This is a genomic window from Burkholderia sp. Bp9099 (assembly GCF_003857805.1).
GTDB lineage: Bacteria > Pseudomonadota > Gammaproteobacteria > Burkholderiales > Burkholderiaceae > Burkholderia.
Genome location: NZ_QTPU01000013.1, coordinates 85,753 through 102,233, shown reverse-complemented (window position 1 = coordinate 102,233; position 16,481 = coordinate 85,753). Strand labels below are relative to the sequence as shown.

Here is a 16,481-nt window from a genome sequence, read left to right as displayed (position 1 = left end):
ACGGCACGGCGCCGCGCTGCGGGCGCCGCCGTGCCGTCCGGGCGTGCCCGGCCATGCCGGGCACGCTCAGCGCTCCGCGCATGCGCCGAGGATCCATTCCCTGAAGCGCCGCAACGCGGCGCTCGTCTCCAGGCGCTCCGGCGCATAGCACAGGTAGTGCCCCTGCGCGTCGACGTCGACGGGCGCGTCGAACGGTTCGACGAGCGCGCCGCTCGCGAGCGTGTCGACGATCAGGAAGCGCGGCACGAGCGCGAGCCCGAGCCCGGCTTGCGCGGCCTGGATCAGCACCGAATACTGTTCGAAGCGCGGCCCGGCCAGCGCGTTCATCCGGGCGACGCGATGGCGCTCCGCCCAGAGCGACCACGCGATTTCCGCCTGCTCATGCACGAGCCGCGGCGCGGCGGCCGTGTCGGCGGGCGTGCGCAGCGCATGTCGCGCCGCGAATTCGCGGGAACAGACCGGCACGAACGTGCGGCCGTCCAGGTAATCGCAGCGGACGCCTTCCCATGCGCCGTCGCCATAGCGTATCGCCGCATCGAGTCCGAACGGAAACACGTCGCCGTGCGCGAGATGGCGGCGAAAACTCAGCGTGACGTCCGGCGCGCCGGCCAGAAAGCGCGCGAGGCGCGGCACCAGCCACTTCGTCGTGAAGGTCGGCACGCTTGCGATCGTCAGCAGGTCGCTGTCCTCGCGCGCGCTCAGCAATTCGATCGACGCGTTGCCGATCTCGCGCAGCGGGCCGATCACGCGTGCGTGATAAACCTGCCCGGCCCGCGTGAGCGCGAGATTGCGCCCCTCGCGCACGAACAGCTTCACCCCGAACAGCGTCTCGAGATTCGCGATCTGCCGGCTGACCGCGCTCGGCGTCAGGCCGAGCTCGCGCGCCGCATACGAGAAGTTCAGGTACTTCACGGACGTCGCGAACGCGTGCAACTCCGCGACGTTGGGAAACAGGTGCTTCACGGCGAACTATTCCTTGCGCGCACAGATCGATGCGGGCGTTGTACGTTTTTTTCATGACGATGCCATGTCGGATCCGCACACTGCGGCCGTCATGACAACGCGTGCCGGCCCTGCCCGGCGGGCGTTGCGTGACCCGTTCCGTGTCCGTCAGCGAGATTCGCCATGCATCCGCCAGCCGCTCCGGCCCTTGCCGAAGCTATTCCGATTCGTCGTAACAAACGGCCGCGCGCGATCGCGGGACGTCTGCTGCTGCAGGCGCTCGTCGCGGTTTTCGGGCTGTACCTCGCGTTGCCGATCGTGCTGCTGCTGATCGGCTCGGTCGGCCAGTCGTGGACGAACACGCTGCTGCCGACCGGCATCACGTCGCACTGGTTCGCGGACCTGGCCGCGAATCGCAGCTTCACCCGCGCATTCGGCACGAGCCTCGTCGTCGCGCTCGCCTGCTGCGCGATCAATGCCGTGCTGGCGCTGCCGCTCGCCTATGCGCTGCATCACCGCGCACTGGCCGGCCGCGGCTTCGCGGCGCGCATCGTGATGCTGATGCCGATCGCGGTGCCGGCGCTGACACTCGGGTTCGGCTACATCGCGATCTTCAGCGGCGATGCGCTGCCGTGGCTCGGCACGCTGCCGCTGATGATCGCCGCGCACGCGGTGCTGACACTGCCGTACCTGCTGCAGACGCTGCTGAGCGACCTGCGCCACCTGGGGCTCGCGCATCTCGAGGCGTGTGCGGCGACGCTCGGTGCGACGCCGCTGCGCCAGTTCTTCACGGTCGTGCTGCCGAACCTGCGGCACAGCCTGTTTTCCGGCCTCGTGATGGTCGCCGCGCTGTCGATCGGCGAATTCCAGATCTCGAACCTGATCGCAGGCTTCCGTTACCGCAACTATCCGATCGTGCTGCTGCAGGCGTTCTACGGCGCGTCCGGGATGGCCTGCGCGGCCACCGTCGTGCTGCTCGTCCTTGCCGTGCTCGCGACGCTCGCCTCCGTCCTCACCGTGCCACGCCTGAAGTGAAACCGTCATGAGTCTCGATTTCGAAAACGTCAGCTTCCAGTATCCGGGCGCCCGTCACGGCGTCGACGCGGTCACGCTGTCCGCGGCCCAGGGCGAACTGCTCGCCGTGATGGGCCGCAGCGGCTCCGGCAAATCGACGCTGCTGCGCCTCGCCGCCGGCCTGCTCGACGGGTACGACGGCCGTATCGCGATCGGCGGCCGCGACATGGCCGGCGTGCCGGTGTGGCAGCGCGAGGTCGGAATGGTGTTCCAGCACTACGCGCTGTTTCCGAACCTGTCGGTCGTCGACAACGTCGCCTACGGCCTGAAGATGCGCGGCATGGCCGCGGCGCCGCGCCGCCGCCGCGCGCTCGAGATGCTCGAACGCGTCGGCCTCGCCGCGCAGGCCGGACGCAGCACGGCGCTGCTGTCCGGGGGGCAGCAGCAGCGCGTCGCGCTGGCTCGCGCGCTCGTGATCGAACCGAAGCTGCTGCTGCTCGACGAGCCGCTCGCGGCGCTCGACGCCGGCATTCGCCACCAGCTGCGCGACGAGATCCGCGCGCTGCAGCGCGCATGCGGCGCGACGACGCTGCTCGTCACGCACGACCAGGACGAAGCGCTCAGCATGGCCGATCGCGTGGCGATCGTCGACGGCGGACGCATGCTGCAGGCCGGCACCCCGCGCGACCTGTACGAGCGTCCGGCGACCGCGCAGGTCGCGCGGTTCGTCGGCCATTCGACGCTGCTGCGCGGCCGCGTGCTCGCGCATGGCGCGGTCGACGTGCGGTTCACGACGCTGCGCGCGGATACGGGTGCGCACCGGCCGGGCGACCCGGTCGAGGTGCTGATCCGGCCGGAACACCTGCAGCCCGATCCGCCCGAGTCCGTCGCGAACCGCATCGACGGCCGGGTCGGCGAGGTGCGCTACTTCGGCGCGACCCAGCGCTTCGACTTCGTACCGGCCGGCGCGACCGACGCACTGCTCGGCGAAGGGCGCGAGCTGCCCGCGCGCTGCGTGTCGATCGAGCCGCGCCATCTGCTCGTGCTGCCCGCCGCGTGAGCGCGGGCGACCCATTCATTCAACGGAGAATCACGATGTCTGCACGCCGCCATTTCCTTCATGCGATGCGCCGCCGCCTGCTGGCGCTCTGCGCGTTCGCGACCCTCGCGCCGGCGCTGGCCCATGCCGCGCCGCTGTATCCCGGCGAGGACGCGCTGTACGAGAAGGCCTCCGACGAAGGGCTCGTCGTGTCGTTCGACACGGGCCCGGAATGGGCGAACTGGAAGTCGCTGTTCGCCGAATTCCGCAAGCGCTACCCGAAGGTCGAGATCACGTACAACGACATCGGCTCGGCGGCCACGGTCGTCGCGCTCGACAAGTCGCGCCGCCGCCCGCAGGCCGACACGGCGTACTACTTCGCGGCGTCGGCGCTCGATGCGACGGCCAAGGACGTCGTCGCGCCGTTCAAGCCGGTCAATTTCGACAAGCTGCCCACGGTGTTCCGCGCGGCCGACGGCCGCTGGTTCGCGGTGCATTCGCTGAACATCGCGCTGCTCGTCAACAAGAAGCTCGTGAAGAACGTGCCGCAGCGCTGGTCGGACCTGCTGAAGCCCGAATATCGCAATGCGGTCGTCTATCTCGATCCGCGCTCGACCGGGCAGGGGCAGGTCGCCGTGTTCGCCGCCGCCTATGCGAACGGCGGCAGCGTCGACAACCCGAAGCCGGGCGCGGATTTCTTCGGCAAGCTCAAGCAGGCGGGCAACGTGCTGCGCGTCGAGGGGACGACGCCGTACGCGAAATTCGTCAAGGGCGAGATTCCGGTCCTGATCGGCTACGAGAACGACGGGCTCAAGGCCAAGTACGCGGACGGCATGGGTGACGCGGCCGAAGTCGTGATTCCGCAGGACGGCAGCGTGTCGGCGCCGTACGCGATGAGTCTCGTGAAGAACGGCCCGAATCCGGCCGCCGCGCAGCTGTGGCTCAACCTCGTGATGAGCGACGTTGGGCAGGGGTTGTTCGCGCAGGGCTTCGTGCGTCCGGCCGTACCCGGCACGCCGGTGGCGCAGGATGTCGCCGCGAAGCTGCCGAACGCGCCGCAGGTGCGTCCGCTCGACGTCGCGAAGGCCGCGGCGCACAAGGCCGAAGTCGACCAGCTCTGGTCGCAGGCCACGCTCGGCAAGTAAGGGGCGCGCGATGCGGGTTTCGTCCATGCAGCGCGGCGTCCTGCGCCGCTACGGCGCGGTGCCGGCGGCCGGGCTGTTCGCGGTGTGCTTCGTGCTGCCGCTCGCCGCGCTCGTCGGCGCCGCGTTCGACGGCGGCGGCCGTGCGTTCGCCGCGGTGTTCGGCGATCCGCTCGTCGCCGACGCGATCGTGCGCTCGCTGGCGCTCGCGATCGGCGCCGGCACGCTGTCGGTCGCCGTCGGCGTGCCGGTCGCGTTCGTGCTGGCCGGGCAGTCGCCGGCGCGGCGCCGCTGGTCGCTCGCGCTGCTCGGCGTGCCGCTTGCCTTCTCCGGCCTCGTGATCGCGTACGGCTTCATCCTCGTGTTCGGCCGCGCCGGCTTCGTGACGATGCTGCTGGCGTCGCTCGGCGCGGACCCGACCGTGGTCGGCGGCGCGATCTACACGATGCCGGGGCTCGCGTTCGCCTACGCGTACTACCTGATCCCGCGCGTCGCGCTGATGCTCTACCCGGCGCTCGCGAATCTCGACCGGCGGCCGCTCGAGGCGGCGCTGACGCTCGGCGCCCGGCCGTGGCGCGCGTGGTTCGACGTCGCGTGGCGCGAGCTGTGGCCGTCGATCGCGTCGGCGTGGTGCCTCGTCGGTGCGATCGCGCTCGGCACGTACGGCACGGCGCTCGCGCTGGCCGGCACGCAGGTCAACATCCTGCCGCTGCTGATGTACCTTAAGCTGTCCGACGGACAGACCGATTTCTCGCAGGCCGCCGTACTGTCGATCGTGCTGACGGCGCTTTGCACCTGCGTTCTTGCACTGGGGGAAGGACTTGCACGGCAACGACGTCATTGAATGGTCGGACGACACGCGCGGCGCGCTGGCGCAGCTCGCACAGCGACAGCGCGGCGCACGCCGGCACCGGATGCCGGTCGGCGTGATCGGGCCGCGCGACGCGACCGACGCGCAGCTCGCCGTCGCCGAGCGGATCGCGCACGCGATCGCGGGGACGGGCATCGCGATCGTCGGCGGCGGCAAGCAGGGTGTGATGGAGGCCGCGGCGCGCGGCGCGCGGGCCGCGGGCGGATGCGCGATCGGGCTGCTGCCCGAGGACGATGCGCGGGACGCGAATCCGTACCTGTCGGTCGCGCTGCCGACCGGGCTCGGCATCACGCGCAATGCGCTGATCGCACGCGCGTCGCTGTGCCTGATCGCGGTCGGCGGCGGTCTCGGCACGCTGTCCGAAATCGCGCTGGGGCTGCAATGGGGCAAGCCGGTGTTCGCGATCTGCGACGCGCCGCAGGTCGCGGGCGTCGAGAACTTCGACGAAGCGGACTTGCTCGTCGCGCGGGTCGCGCAGTGGCTGTCCGGTTCGGCGTAGGTCGGCATTCCGGCTGACGGGAGCACGCAGACGCTCGTGCGGAGCGGCATGCGGCATACGTTCCGAATCCGGCGCGGTGTCTTCTCCAGCGATTTCGATACGGCTCTCGCGCGATGCGAGGGCCGTTTTTTTGCGGCCGGCGGGTGAAGAAGGTGGGGGCGCTGACGTTCCGGCGCGGAGCGTCGGCTGCGTGCCAGGCGCGCCGGCTTGAAATGGGGTGCGTGACGCGCCATATTGGCCGCGTACGCTGTTCTTCAACGATGCGAAAAGGAAATCCGATGCGTCTGCTGCTTGCCCTCTTGCTGCCGTGGTTCCAGTTTTTCACGATCGGCCGCCCGATCGCCGGCGTGATCTGCCTGATCCTGCAGCTCACGATCATCGGCTGGCTGCCGGCCGCGATCTGGTCGGTGTATGCGCTGAGCCAGTACAAGACCGATCGCAAGATCGAGGCGGCGCTGCGCGAGCGGCGGTAAGCGGCGGCCGTTTCCCTCGACCGCTGCTTCCGCAGTTCAAGGGGCTCGATTCCTATTTCGGTAGAAATTTATATAATTCAGCTACGATGAACGGCACGATTTGTATAGATTTCTACTGAAATGAACGCTTCCTGCACGATCCAGCTCCACGCCGATGGTATTTGGCGCGACGTCGGCGTCGTCACCCTTTTCGGCGAGCCTGACGAGAGCTGGCGCAGTCGTGCCTATACGGGTTACGACGTCGAATGGATCGTTCGACATCAATTCGCCCGCGATGCGCACGCGATGGCATGCGGTTTTCCGGTCGATCTCGAGCCACTGGTGACGCCCCATTGGCCGATTTTCCTGATCGATTTGCTGCCGCAAGGCTTCGGCCGTCAGGAGTTGTTGCGCCGCCTCGATCTGCCGGAAACAGCCGAGGAGCGTGCCGACTGGCCGTTGCTGCTCGCGGGAGCCGGTAACTCGATCGGCAATCTGCGGATCAAGGAAGCCGCGCAGTGGCTCGCCGAGCGCCATGGGCCGCGGCAAGGATTTACCGACGATGACGTTGTCGCACGCGGAGACGCATTCAGCGAATACCTCGCCGAACATGGATTCTTCGTCGCGGGCTCCTCGGGTGTGCAGGGCGAGTGGCCGAAGCTGCTGCTGACCCGTGCCGACGACGGACTGCTCTATCTCGATCACACGCTGCCCGATGCGCGCGCGGTCGCGCACTACATCGTCAAGTTCGGACGTGGCACGAACGAGCGTCTTGCACAAATCCTTCGTCACGAAGCGCCCTACATGGCATTGGCCCAGCGTCTTGGATTGCGCGTGCATGCGCCGCTGACGCTGCGCGATCGGTCGCTATTCATTCCGCGGTTCGATCGCGCGCGCGTTGGTGGCAGCGTTGTCCGGTTCGCTCAGGAAAGTATTGCGTCGCTGACCGGAAAAGCCGGCTTCGGCGTCGTGCCGAGTCACGACGAGGTGTGCGGGCATCTCGTGCGCCGATGCACGGATCCTCAAGCCGAGGTGGCCGAGTATCTGTGCCGCGACGTCGCGAATCTCGCGTTGGGGAACAAAGACAATCATGCACGGAACACGGCATTGCAACGCGACTTCGATGGACGCGTTGCGTTGACGCCGCTGTACGACTTCGCACCGATGTATCTGCATCCCGACGGCATCGCACGGCGCATCCGCTGGGAAGGAAATGACGGTGGTCAGCCAGACTGGGCGCGGGTACTCGATGCGGTCGTCCGGTCGAGCGAGCCGCAGGCGGGGGAGGCGCATGCCGCGCTGGATCGCGACGCATTGCGGGCACGGCTGCACGCAATGGCGCCGCGCTTGCAGGAGATCGCCGATCGGGGTGTCGATCTCGGACTGGAGCACGATGTGCATGCTTTCCTGAAACCGGGCATCGAGCGGCTCGCCCGCGAACTGGATGCACTGCGCTAGGCGAGGGCGACACGATGGACAAACGCTATAACGCGATGTCGCTTCCCGATCAGCTCGCGTTGCGCCGGCAAGCGATCGAGGACGTTCTCGCGCATCCCGAGTGGTCGCTGCGCGAATCCGTGCGTCATCTGAAGCAGACGATGCGGCTGACGAGCGCCGAAATGGCGAAGCTCGCCGGTGTGTCGACAAAGACGATTCAGGATATCGAGCAGGGCCGCAGCGACGGGACGGTTCAGACGATGAACCGCATATTCGGCATGCTGGGATTGAAGCTCGGCGTCGTGCGGCGGGCGCCGCAATAACGCACGCGGAGGAAGAGGCAGCGGATCACGCATCCATCGGGCGATCGATGCGCGCCGCGCCCGGGCCGCGCGCGTGACGCGATCGCCCGGCCGGCGCGCTGCCTTTTACTTCACCGCGAACAGCGTCAGGTTCATGAAGATCTTGAACGCATAGCCGAGCGTGACAGCGCCGAGCACGCCGCCCGCCCACAGGACGACGAACCACATCCAGCCGCGCATCCGCGGCCGCGGCGCGTCGGGCCGTCGGGCGGCGGGATCAGTGGTGGTAGTAATGCTGGTCTTCATGGCGCACCTTGCCTCGGAATACCCAGTAACCCATCGTCGTGTAGGCGATGATGATCGGGAGGATAACCGCTGCGCCGACCAGCGTGAAGGTCTGGCTCGACCGCGGCGCCGCCGCTTCCCAGATCGTCATCGTCTGAGGAATCGCATACGGGAACATCGTGACGAGCAGGCCGACGTAGCCGAGCAGCACGAGTGCCAGCGCGAGCACGAACGGCGTCATGTCGTGCCGGTTGCGTACCGCGCGACGCATCCACACCGCGCACCCGGCGACCAGGAACGGCACCGGCAGCAGGCGCCAGAACAGCCCCGAATCGAACCAGCGCTGCGCGACCGCCGGATCCTGCAGCGGCGTCCACAGGCTGACGACCGCGATGAAGCCGAGCAGCACGACGGTCAGCGGCCACACGACGCGATGCAGGCGCCGCTGCAGGTCGCCTTCCGTCTTCGCGACGAGCCAGCAGCAGCCGAGCAGCGCGTACGTGACGATCAACCCGAGGCCCGTCAGCAGGCTGAACGGCGTGAGCCAGTCGAATGCGCCGCCGGCGTACACGCCGTCCTTCACGTCGATGCCCTGCAGGAACGCGCCGAGCGCGATCCCCTGGAACAGCGTCGCGCCGGCCGAGCCGCCGATGAACGCGAGATCCCACAGCTGCTTCGTGCGCCGCGCCTTCGCGCGGATCTCGAACGACACGCCGCGGAAGATCAGGCACACCAGCATGAAGATCAGCGGCAGGTACAGCGCCGACAGCACCGTCGAATAGACGATCGGGAACACCGCGAACAGCCCGGCGCCGCCGAGCACGAGCCACGTCTCGTTGCCGTCCCACACGGGCGCGACGGTGTTCATCATCAGGTCGCGTTCCTTCTCGTCCGGGAAGAACGGGAAGACGATGCCGATGCCGAGGTCGAAGCCGTCGAGCACGACGTACATGAAGAGCCCCAATGCGATGATCGCGGCCCAGATTACGGTGACGTCCATAGGTTTTCTCGTTTGCGAAAGTGGGGGGCTCAGACGGTCTCGATCAGCTCGTCGACGGCCGACATCGGGCGGCGCGCGGTGTGATCGGGGCGCGTGTCGGGCTCGCCGTGCCGCGCGTCGTGCTTGACGTCGGGCAGCGCGGGGCCGGCCTTCATCAGCTTCAGCATGTAGTACACGCCGGTGCCGAACACGAGGAAGTAGACGATCACGAACGTCATCATCGACAGGCTGACCTGCTGCACCGACAGCGGCGACACGGCCTGCGCGGTGCGCATCACGCCATACACGACCCACGGCTGGCGGCCCGCTTCGGTCGTCACCCAGCCCGCGAGCAGCGACACGAAGCCGGTCGGGCCCATCACGAGCGCGAGGCGCTGGAACCACTTCGATTCATACAGGCTGCCGCGGCGGCGCAGCAGCCACGCGAGCGCGGCGAGGCCGATCATCGCGAAGCCGAGGCCGACCATGATCCGGAAGCTCCAGAACACGACCGTCGAGTTCGGACGATCCTCGGGGCGGAATTCCTTCAGTCCGCGGATCTCGCCGTCCCAGCTGTGCGTGAGGATCAGGCTGCCGAGGTGCGGCACCTGCACCGCGTAGCGGGTCGTTTCGGCCTTCATGTCCGGAATGCCGAACAGGTTGAGCGCCGTGCCGCCCTTTTCGGTTTCCCACAGCCCTTCGATCGCGGCGATCTTCGCGGGCTGGTGCTTCAGCGTGTTGATGCCGTGCTGGTCGCCGATCACGGCCTGCAGCGGCGCGAGCACCAGCAGCAGCCACAGCGCCATCGAGAACATCTTCTTCACGCCCTTGTCGCGGCGGCCCTTCAGCAGGTGCCACGCGCCCGTCGCGGCCACCACCAGCGCGGCGACGATGAACGCGGCGATCGCCATGTGGAACAGGCGGTACGGGAACGACGGATTGAAGACGATCGCGAACCAGTCGGTCGGCACGATGCGGCCGTCGACGATCTCGAAACCCTGCGGCGTCTGCATCCAGCTGTTCGACGCGAGGATCCAGAACGTCGAGATCAGCGTGCCGATCGCGACCATCAGCGTCGCGCCGAAGTGCGCGCGCGGGCTGACGCGGTTCCAGCCGAACAGCATGATGCCGAGGAAGCCGGCTTCGAGGAAGAACGCCGTCATCACCTCGTACATCAGCAGCGGGCCGGTGACCGAGCCGGCGAAGCTCGAGAAGCCCGACCAGTTGGTGCCGAACTGATAGCTCATCACGACGCCGGAAACCACGCCCATTCCGAACGCGACCGCGAAGATCTTCGACCAGAACAGGCAGAGTGTCTTGTAGTACTGCTTGCCGGTCTTCAGCCAGCGATATTCGAGCACGGCGATGAAGCTGGCGAGGCCGATGCTCAGCGCCGGGAAGACGATGTGAAAGGAGACGGTGAACGCGAATTGCAGGCGGGCCAGATCGAGGGCCGAAAATGCGGTGTCCATACCAGTTGACCGAGGCTTGACGATACCCGCCGGCGGGGTGCCGGCGGACCCCGGCCGGAGGGGGCATCGGGGTTGGCTGGAGTATGTGCCGCGATGTTGCGCCGCGAAATGCGCCAACTCGTCGCAGATGTCCAGCCCGGCGCGCGCGGTTTCGAGATAAATCGTTGATTCGTATCAAGATCGCGGCGCGCGCCGCAGGCGACCGTGGCGTGGCGGTCTGCCGCACGTGCGGCAATATGGCGCGTCGCATCACGGGGACGATGCGGCGTGCGCGAAGGTGCCGCGCGTTGGCACGCGCGGCCTATGCCTATGCCTATGCCGGGTGTCCGGCCGCCGCCGCGTTGTTGACGATGCCGCGCCGGCGTGGACCGCGTCGCGTCGTGCCGGTTGTATCCGGATCGTGCACCTGCGGCGCCCGGTCACGTGGCTTTCGCCCGGCGCGAAGCATCGGCAAGCGCTGCGCGAATTGCGTACACTCTGAGTCTCGTTTCGGCAGGGCCGGGCGCATCGGTACCGGTCCGCGTTCACTCAGGGCACGAAGATGATCGATTTACGCAGCGATACCGTGACACGTCCGAGCCAGGCGATGCTGGCCGCGATGACTGCCGCCGAAGTCGGCGACGACGTATGGGGCGACGACCCGACCGTGCTGCGCCTGCAGGCGGTCGCGGCCGAGCGGGCCGGCAAGGAAGCCGGCCTGTTCTTCCCGAGCGGCACGCAGAGCAACCTCGCCGCGCTGATGGCCCATTGCGAACGCGGCGACGAATACATCGTCGGCCAGCTCGCGCACACCTACAAGTACGAAGGCGGCGGCGCGGCCGTGCTCGGCAGCATCCAGCCGCAGCCGATCGAGAACGCGCCTGACGGCACGCTGCCGCTCGCGAAGATCGCCGCGGCGATCAAGCCGCTCGACAATCACTTCGCCCGCACGCGCCTGCTCGCGCTCGAAAACACGATCGGCGGCCAGGTGTTGCCGGACGGCTATGTGCAGGAAGCCGTCGCGCTCGCGCGCAGCCGCGGGCTGGCCACGCACCTCGACGGCGCGCGCGTGTGCAATGCGGCCGTCGCGTCGGGCCGTCCGATCGCGGAACTGTGCGTGCCGTTCGATACCGTGTCGATCTGCTTCTCGAAAGGGCTCGGCGCGCCGGTCGGTTCGGTGCTGGTCGGCAATCGCGCGCTGGTCGAGCGCGCGCAGCGCTGGCGCAAGGTGCTGGGCGGCGGGATGCGGCAGTCTGGCATTCTCGCGGCGGCCTGCCTGTATGCGCTCGACCACAATGTCGAGCGGCTGGCCGACGATCACGCGAACGCCGCGCATCTCGCGGCAGGCCTCGCGCGCATCGAGCCGGTGAAGGTGCTGTCGCATGCGACGAACATGGTGTTCGCGCAATTCCCCGAAGCCGATTGCGCGCCGCTCGAGGCATGGCTCAAGGCGCGCGGGATCCTCACGCAGATGCTGTACGCGTCGCGCTTCGTCACGCACTGCGACGTGTCGCGCGCGGACATCGATACCTTCATCGATGCGGTCGGCGCGTATTTCGCGCAGCGGCGTACGTAAGAGCCGAATGCGCCGGCCGGCGGGGGCGCCGGCGCGTCGTGGCGCGAAGCAGGAGCAGGGAGGCGACGGGGGCGGCGATGCAGCCCGTCTGTCGATATCTGGCGTGCCGGCGGGTTACGCTTGCCGGAGCATGTCGGCGGGCGGCGTGCCGTCGCGGAACAGTGTTTTCAGCTGCGTGCGCAGTTCGGCGCTGTCGGTGTGCTGGTGCACCGAGACCGCGTGTTGCACGGCGGCCTCCAGCAGTTCGTCGTCGGAGTCGGCGGAAATTGCGACCGAGCAATTCATCGCGCTGGGAAACTCGCGGCAATCGATATAGCGGCGGGGCATGATGTTCTCCTCACGGGAAAGGGAACGGCCGGATGTGCGTGATCGGCCGCGCGGCGCGTTCGCGGGGCCGATGGAAAAAGTATAGGCGGCGCGGCGGCGTTTCTCTTGGCCACGCATGCCGCGCATGCCGCGCCGGCGGTGTCGATCACCCGTTCGTCACGGCAGCGGCGCGAGCAACCGGCGCGCCGCTTCGACCACCCGTGCGGACAGCGACGCCATCGTCGGCGATTGCACGGTCCATGCGTGCCAGTACAGCGTGATGTCGGTCGGATGCAGCGGCGCGAGATCGACGAGCCCCTGCGCGTCGAGCGGTGCGCCGCCGAGCAGCGGTTCCGGCACCATCGCGTAGCCGAGCCCGTGCCGCACCGCCGCGAAATGCGCGTGCGTGCCCGGCACGTAGTGGCACGGATACGCGCCTTCGGGCAACCCGAACTTCTCCTTCAGGAACGAGGACTGCAGCGTGTCGCGCCGCGAATACGCGACGACCGGCGCATGGCGCGCGCCCGTGCGGTTCAGGCCGCGCGGAAACCAGCGCAGCGCGAACGCGGCGGCCGCGAGCAGCCGGTAGCGCATCGTGCCGAGCGGCGTCGCGACGCAGCCGCGCATCGGCTTCGGCTCGGTCGTCACGCAGCCGACGGCCATCCCGCTTTCGAGCAGCGCGAACGTGTGGTCCTGGTCCTCGACGATCAGCTCGAACAGGATGCGCTCGCCCGCGAGCACCGACGTCAATGCGGGCAGGAACCAGGTGCCGAGGCTGTCGGAGTTCAGCGCGATCGTGACCGAGATCGGCGATTCGCGCTCGGTCGCGAGCGTGCTTTGCAGGTCGGCCTGCAGCAGCGCGACGCGGCGCAGGTGCTGCAGCACGCGCTGCCCGGCCGCCGTCGGCCGGCACGGCCGCGTGCGCAGCACGAGCGGCGCGCCGAGGCTCGCCTCCAGCGCGCGGACCCGCTGCGTGACGGCGGACGCGGTCACGTGCAGGCGCACGGCGGCCTGCTCGAAGCTGCCGGTGTCGGCGACGGCCAGCAGCGCGGCGGCTTGCTTCGGATCGATCGTCAGAGACATGTCGACGCAATTCTTGTGAACGTAAGACGAGAACAGGCGGTAGTGTAAGGCAGCACGCGCGACGGACCGGATGCGGCGTGACGTCTCGCCGCGTGCAACGACGCCGGTGGCGCGCGTGTTTTGAACTACGCTGTATGAACGTGTGCGCCGCGAGCCGGCGCCACACGCGATGCGGGTTGCACGACCCGCACCCTTCACCCGACCGACACGCCCAGCCGACGGAGCGATTTCGCGATGATCTTCCGGCAACTCTTCGACCCGCAATCGTCGACCTACACGTACCTGCTCGCCGACCGCCCATCGCGCGAAGCGTTGCTGATCGACCCGGTGTTCGAGCAGGTGCGCCGCGATGCGGCGCTGCTCGACGAGCTCGGGCTGCGGCTCGTCGCGACCGTCGATACGCACGTGCACGCCGATCACGTGACGGGTGCGTGGCTGCTGAAGCAGCGCACCGGCAGCGCGATCGCGATTTCGGCCGCGAGCGGCGCGCAGGGCGCCGACCGCTACCTGAACGACGGCGATCGCTGCGCATTCGGCCCGCGCTACCTGACCGTGCGCGCGACGCCGGGCCACACGAGCGGCTGCATCAGCCTCGTGCTCGACGATGAATCGATGGCGTTTACCGGCGACTGCCTGCTGATTCGCGGCACCGGCCGTACCGACTTCCAGCAGGGTGACCCGCGCGCGCTGTATCGCGCGGTGCACGGCCGGCTTTTCACGCTGCCGGCCGCATGCCTGCTGTATCCCGCGCACGACTATCGCGGGCTCACGGTCACGAGCGTCGGCGAGGAGCGGCGTTTCAATCCGCGCCTCGGCGGCGATCTCAGCGAGGACGATTTCGCGGGCTACATGCGCAACCTCGGGCTCGCGCATCCGCGCCAGATCGACGTCGCGGTGCCCGCGAATCTGCAGTGCGGACTCGCCGCGAATGCGCCCGACGTGCAGGCGGCGCCCGACTGGGCGCCGCTCGTCTATACGTTCGCCGGATTCTGGGAAATCGATCCGCAGTGGCTCGAGGATCACCTGCCGGCGGTGCAGGTCGTCGACGTGCGCGAGCCGGACGAATTCACCGGCCCGCTCGGCCACCTGCCGGGCGCGACGCCGATTCCGCTCGGCGAACTGGCCGCGCGCACCGGCGAACTCGCGCGCGACCGGCCGATCGTGACCGTGTGCCGCGCGGGCGGCCGCTCCGCGCAGGCGACCGTGATCCTGCTGAAGGCCGGCTTCGATGCCGTCGCGAACCTCGGCGGCGGGATGCTGCGCTGGCGCGGCGAAGGCCGCGTCGTGATGGATGGCCGGTCGTAGCGGCGCGATGCCGCGCAACGGAAAAAAATGTTCGGATCTGTGTCGAATCGGCCCGGGGCCGTTCGTCGTCAAGGTATCCGATCACGTGCCGCCGCATGACGCGGCGCCGAAACCCCGAGAGACCCGCGATGACACCGACGCTTTACGCCCACCCCTTTTCGTCCTATTGCCAGAAGGCGCTGACCGCGCTGTACGAGAACGGCACGCCGTTCGACTATCGCGTGCTCGCGCACGACGATCCGAAGCCGATGCAGGAACTGGCCGCGCTGTGGCCGCTGAAGCGCTTCCCGGTGCTCGTCGACGCGGGCCGTACCGTGATCGAGGCGACGATCATCGTCGAGTATCTCGATCTCTACCATCCGGGCCCCGCGCGGCTGGTGCCCGACGACCGGCGCGCGGCGCTGGAAGTGCGGATGATGGATCGTTTCTTCGACAACTATGTCGCGACCCCGCAGCAGAAGGTCGTGTTCGATGCGTTGCGGCCGGAACACGAGCGCGATGCGTGGGGTGTCGCCGATGCGCGCGCGATGCTCGAAACGTCGTACGCATGGCTGGATCGCACGATGGCCGATCGCGAATGGGCGGTCGGCGACCGCTTCAGCCTCGCCGACTGCGGCGCGGCGCCGTTCCTGTTCTACGCGGACTGGACGCACCGGATCGATCCGTCGTTCGCGAACGTGATCGCATATCGCCGGCGGCTGCTTGCGCGGCCGTCGTTCGCGCGTGCGGTCGACGAAGCGCGGCCGTATCGCGCGTTCTTCCCGCTCGGGGCGCCCGACCGCGACTGACGTGCGCGGCCGCCGTCGCCGCGGCGGCGACGATCCGGGCGGCGGCGCGCGCCGGGCGCGATGCCGCCGCGCAGGGCCGGCAGCGTGTGCCCGGGCGTCGTGTCGACAGCAGCGGATGCATGGCGGCGCCGTCCCGTTACATCGCCGTATGCTTGACCGACTGCGCAAGCGTCAGCAGTTCGTCGAACTGCGTGATCAGCTCGAAGCACAGCAGGAACGCGAGCGTATAGGCCGGCGCGGGGAAGCGCCGGATCGCCTCCAGCACCTGCGGCGCGAAGCGCGATCGAATCGCATCGCGCGTCAGCAGCCACGCGAGCGCGATGCCGATCGCGGCACCGGCGATCAGGTCGGTCGGGTAGTGATAGCCGAGATACGCGCGCGGCACGCAGATGAACACGACCGCGTACAGCAGCGAGAACACGCCGGCGCGTCGCGCGATGATGAAGATGCCCGTCGCGATCGCCATCCACAGCATCGCGTGATCGCTCGGAAACGAACTCCAGGCCTGCAGCGTGGCCGCACGCAATTCCTCGGACGGGAAGTGCAGGTGCAGGTCGGGGTTGTAGATCGGCCGCACGCGGAACGGCAGGACTTTCGCGAGCAACCGGCCGAACGCGAGCGCGACGAGCCCGCTCGCGACCGTCGCGATGACCAGTTCGCGTTGCCGTTCGCGCTGCGGTCCCGGCTGGAACCACAGCCAGCACAGCACGGGGATCAGGACGAAGCCCTTGAACGTATAGAGGCCGGCGATCACGCGGATCGCATGATTCATCAGCGGTCCGAACGTAATGTGGGTGAGGAAGATCTGGATCGTGGTGTCGAAATTGTTCATGTTCTGCGACCCCGGCGGACACGCAGCGCAGGACATGCGACCGGCAGGGATCAGGAAGCGCGCTCGCACCGGAGCGCAATGGGGGGCAAGTATGTCACCGGTAATTTCGAAGAAAATGGGAAAAAATACCGGGAATCCCCTGAGAAAACCTACTTTGCCGATGGGGCCGGATTCGGGA

The 16,481-nt window shown here is 68.3% G+C and carries 18 protein-coding genes; 11 read left to right on the top strand and 7 right to left on the bottom strand.

Features of this window, described 5'->3' with window-relative positions; all coding sequences use genetic code 11:
- Positions 1-66: 66 nt before the first annotated feature.
- A complete protein-coding gene (locus DIE17_RS16830; RefSeq protein WP_044845028.1) occupies positions 67-963 on the bottom strand; it encodes a LysR family transcriptional regulator in 897 nt (298 codons plus the stop codon).
- Positions 964-1,125: 162 nt separating this feature from the next.
- Here DIE17_RS16830 and DIE17_RS16825 point away from each other — a divergent pair, with 162 nt between their 5' ends.
- The 8 genes from DIE17_RS16825 to DIE17_RS16790 all read left to right on the top strand — a co-directional run bounded on the left by DIE17_RS16825 (position 1,126) and on the right by DIE17_RS16790 (position 7,719).
- A complete protein-coding gene (locus DIE17_RS16825) occupies positions 1,126-1,977 on the top strand; it encodes an ABC transporter permease (protein WP_124529187.1) in 852 nt (283 codons plus the stop codon).
- A 7-nt stretch (positions 1,978-1,984) separates the two neighbouring features.
- Positions 1,985-3,016, top strand: a complete 1,032-nt coding sequence (locus DIE17_RS16820) for an ABC transporter ATP-binding protein (protein WP_124486085.1) — start codon at positions 1,985-1,987, stop codon at positions 3,014-3,016.
- Between the two features lie 35 nt (positions 3,017-3,051).
- Positions 3,052-4,140 (top strand): extracellular solute-binding protein, encoded by a 1,089-nt coding sequence (locus DIE17_RS16815; protein ID WP_124921155.1) that lies wholly within the window; start codon positions 3,052-3,054, stop codon positions 4,138-4,140.
- A 10-nt stretch (positions 4,141-4,150) separates the two neighbouring features.
- On the top strand, positions 4,151-4,981 hold the full coding sequence (locus DIE17_RS16810) for an ABC transporter permease (RefSeq protein WP_124486087.1): 831 nt from the start codon (positions 4,151-4,153) through the stop codon (positions 4,979-4,981).
- 70 nt (positions 4,982-5,051) lie between these two features.
- The gene (locus DIE17_RS16805; RefSeq protein ID WP_124892094.1) at positions 5,052-5,507 is read left to right on the top strand and encodes a TIGR00725 family protein; all 456 of its coding nucleotides are present in this window, start codon (positions 5,052-5,054) and stop codon (positions 5,505-5,507) included.
- Between the two features lie 278 nt (positions 5,508-5,785).
- Positions 5,786-5,980, top strand: a complete 195-nt coding sequence (locus DIE17_RS16800) for a YqaE/Pmp3 family membrane protein (RefSeq protein WP_044848494.1) — start codon at positions 5,786-5,788, stop codon at positions 5,978-5,980.
- A gap of 120 nt (positions 5,981-6,100) precedes the next feature.
- On the top strand, positions 6,101-7,417 hold the full coding sequence (locus DIE17_RS16795; RefSeq protein WP_124921154.1) for a type II toxin-antitoxin system HipA family toxin: 1,317 nt from the start codon (positions 6,101-6,103) through the stop codon (positions 7,415-7,417).
- Between the two features lie 14 nt (positions 7,418-7,431).
- The gene (locus DIE17_RS16790; protein WP_044848495.1) at positions 7,432-7,719 is read left to right on the top strand and encodes a helix-turn-helix domain-containing protein; all 288 of its coding nucleotides are present in this window, start codon (positions 7,432-7,434) and stop codon (positions 7,717-7,719) included.
- 105 nt (positions 7,720-7,824) lie between these two features.
- On the opposite strand, the gene DIE17_RS16785 is transcribed toward DIE17_RS16790, so the two are convergent.
- From DIE17_RS16785 to DIE17_RS16775, 3 genes are read right to left on the bottom strand one after another with little or no spacing between them, the layout of a single operon-like run.
- Positions 7,825-8,004: a hypothetical protein gene (locus DIE17_RS16785; RefSeq protein ID WP_044848496.1), complete on the bottom strand. Its 180-nt coding sequence runs from the start codon at positions 8,002-8,004 to the stop codon at positions 7,825-7,827.
- Complete coding sequence (cydB, locus tag DIE17_RS16780; protein ID WP_124486089.1) at positions 7,976-8,983, bottom strand: cytochrome d ubiquinol oxidase subunit II; 1,008 nt, start codon at positions 8,981-8,983, stop codon at positions 7,976-7,978. The genes DIE17_RS16785 and cydB overlap by 29 nt, the downstream gene beginning before the upstream one ends.
- 29 nt (positions 8,984-9,012) lie before the next feature.
- Positions 9,013-10,434: a cytochrome ubiquinol oxidase subunit I gene (locus DIE17_RS16775; RefSeq protein WP_044848498.1), complete on the bottom strand. Its 1,422-nt coding sequence runs from the start codon at positions 10,432-10,434 to the stop codon at positions 9,013-9,015.
- Positions 10,435-10,975: 541 nt separating this feature from the next.
- On the opposite strand from DIE17_RS16775, the gene ltaE reads away from it, so the two are divergent.
- Positions 10,976-11,989 carry a low-specificity L-threonine aldolase gene (ltaE, locus tag DIE17_RS16770; protein WP_124921153.1) on the top strand — a complete coding sequence of 338 codons (1,014 nt, stop codon included), beginning with the start codon at positions 10,976-10,978 and terminating at the stop codon, positions 11,987-11,989.
- A 114-nt stretch (positions 11,990-12,103) separates the two neighbouring features.
- On the opposite strand, the gene DIE17_RS16765 is transcribed toward ltaE, so the two are convergent.
- Together DIE17_RS16765 and DIE17_RS16760 are read right to left on the bottom strand one after the other, a co-directional pair.
- The gene (locus tag DIE17_RS16765) at positions 12,104-12,316 is read right to left on the bottom strand and encodes a DUF1059 domain-containing protein (RefSeq protein WP_044848500.1); all 213 of its coding nucleotides are present in this window, start codon (positions 12,314-12,316) and stop codon (positions 12,104-12,106) included.
- A gap of 156 nt (positions 12,317-12,472) precedes the next feature.
- Positions 12,473-13,378 (bottom strand): HTH-type transcriptional regulator ArgP, encoded by a 906-nt coding sequence (locus DIE17_RS16760; RefSeq protein WP_044848501.1) that lies wholly within the window; start codon positions 13,376-13,378, stop codon positions 12,473-12,475.
- A 234-nt stretch (positions 13,379-13,612) separates the two neighbouring features.
- Between DIE17_RS16760 and DIE17_RS16755 the strand changes: the two genes are divergently transcribed.
- Together DIE17_RS16755 and DIE17_RS16750 are read left to right on the top strand one after the other, a co-directional pair.
- Positions 13,613-14,683, top strand: coding sequence for an MBL fold metallo-hydrolase (locus tag DIE17_RS16755; protein WP_124486093.1), 1,071 nt, complete (start codon positions 13,613-13,615; stop codon positions 14,681-14,683).
- Positions 14,684-14,811: 128 nt separating this feature from the next.
- Positions 14,812-15,471, top strand: a complete 660-nt coding sequence (locus DIE17_RS16750) for a glutathione S-transferase family protein (RefSeq protein WP_124921152.1) — start codon at positions 14,812-14,814, stop codon at positions 15,469-15,471.
- 136 nt (positions 15,472-15,607) lie between these two features.
- Here the strand turns inward: DIE17_RS16750 and DIE17_RS16745 are convergent, their stop codons facing one another.
- Complete coding sequence (locus DIE17_RS16745) at positions 15,608-16,303, bottom strand: phosphatase PAP2 family protein (RefSeq protein WP_044848504.1); 696 nt, start codon at positions 16,301-16,303, stop codon at positions 15,608-15,610.
- Between the last annotated feature and the right edge of the window lie 178 nt (positions 16,304-16,481).

Coding starts and splice junctions, on each gene's coding strand:
- DIE17_RS16825 (WP_124529187.1), top strand. CDS start 1,126: ATGCATCCGCCAGCCGCTCCGGCCCTTGCCGAAGCTATTCCGATTCGT.
- DIE17_RS16820 (WP_124486085.1), top strand. CDS start 1,985: ATGAGTCTCGATTTCGAAAACGTCAGCTTCCAGTATCCGGGCGCCCGT.
- DIE17_RS16815 (WP_124921155.1), top strand. CDS start 3,052: ATGTCTGCACGCCGCCATTTCCTTCATGCGATGCGCCGCCGCCTGCTG.
- DIE17_RS16810 (WP_124486087.1), top strand. CDS start 4,151: ATGCGGGTTTCGTCCATGCAGCGCGGCGTCCTGCGCCGCTACGGCGCG.
- DIE17_RS16805 (WP_124892094.1), top strand. CDS start 5,052: ATGCCGGTCGGCGTGATCGGGCCGCGCGACGCGACCGACGCGCAGCTC.
- DIE17_RS16800 (WP_044848494.1), top strand. CDS start 5,786: ATGCGTCTGCTGCTTGCCCTCTTGCTGCCGTGGTTCCAGTTTTTCACG.
- DIE17_RS16795 (WP_124921154.1), top strand. CDS start 6,101: ATGAACGCTTCCTGCACGATCCAGCTCCACGCCGATGGTATTTGGCGC.
- DIE17_RS16790 (WP_044848495.1), top strand. CDS start 7,432: ATGGACAAACGCTATAACGCGATGTCGCTTCCCGATCAGCTCGCGTTG.
- DIE17_RS16785 (WP_044848496.1), bottom strand. CDS start 8,004: ATGAAGACCAGCATTACTACCACCACTGATCCCGCCGCCCGACGGCCC.
- cydB (WP_124486089.1), bottom strand. CDS start 8,983: ATGGACGTCACCGTAATCTGGGCCGCGATCATCGCATTGGGGCTCTTC.
- DIE17_RS16775 (WP_044848498.1), bottom strand. CDS start 10,434: ATGGACACCGCATTTTCGGCCCTCGATCTGGCCCGCCTGCAATTCGCG.
- ltaE (WP_124921153.1), top strand. CDS start 10,976: ATGATCGATTTACGCAGCGATACCGTGACACGTCCGAGCCAGGCGATG.
- DIE17_RS16765 (WP_044848500.1), bottom strand. CDS start 12,316: ATGCCCCGCCGCTATATCGATTGCCGCGAGTTTCCCAGCGCGATGAAT.
- DIE17_RS16760 (WP_044848501.1), bottom strand. CDS start 13,378: ATGTCTCTGACGATCGATCCGAAGCAAGCCGCCGCGCTGCTGGCCGTC.
- DIE17_RS16755 (WP_124486093.1), top strand. CDS start 13,613: ATGATCTTCCGGCAACTCTTCGACCCGCAATCGTCGACCTACACGTAC.
- DIE17_RS16750 (WP_124921152.1), top strand. CDS start 14,812: ATGACACCGACGCTTTACGCCCACCCCTTTTCGTCCTATTGCCAGAAG.
- DIE17_RS16745 (WP_044848504.1), bottom strand. CDS start 16,303: ATGAACAATTTCGACACCACGATCCAGATCTTCCTCACCCACATTACG.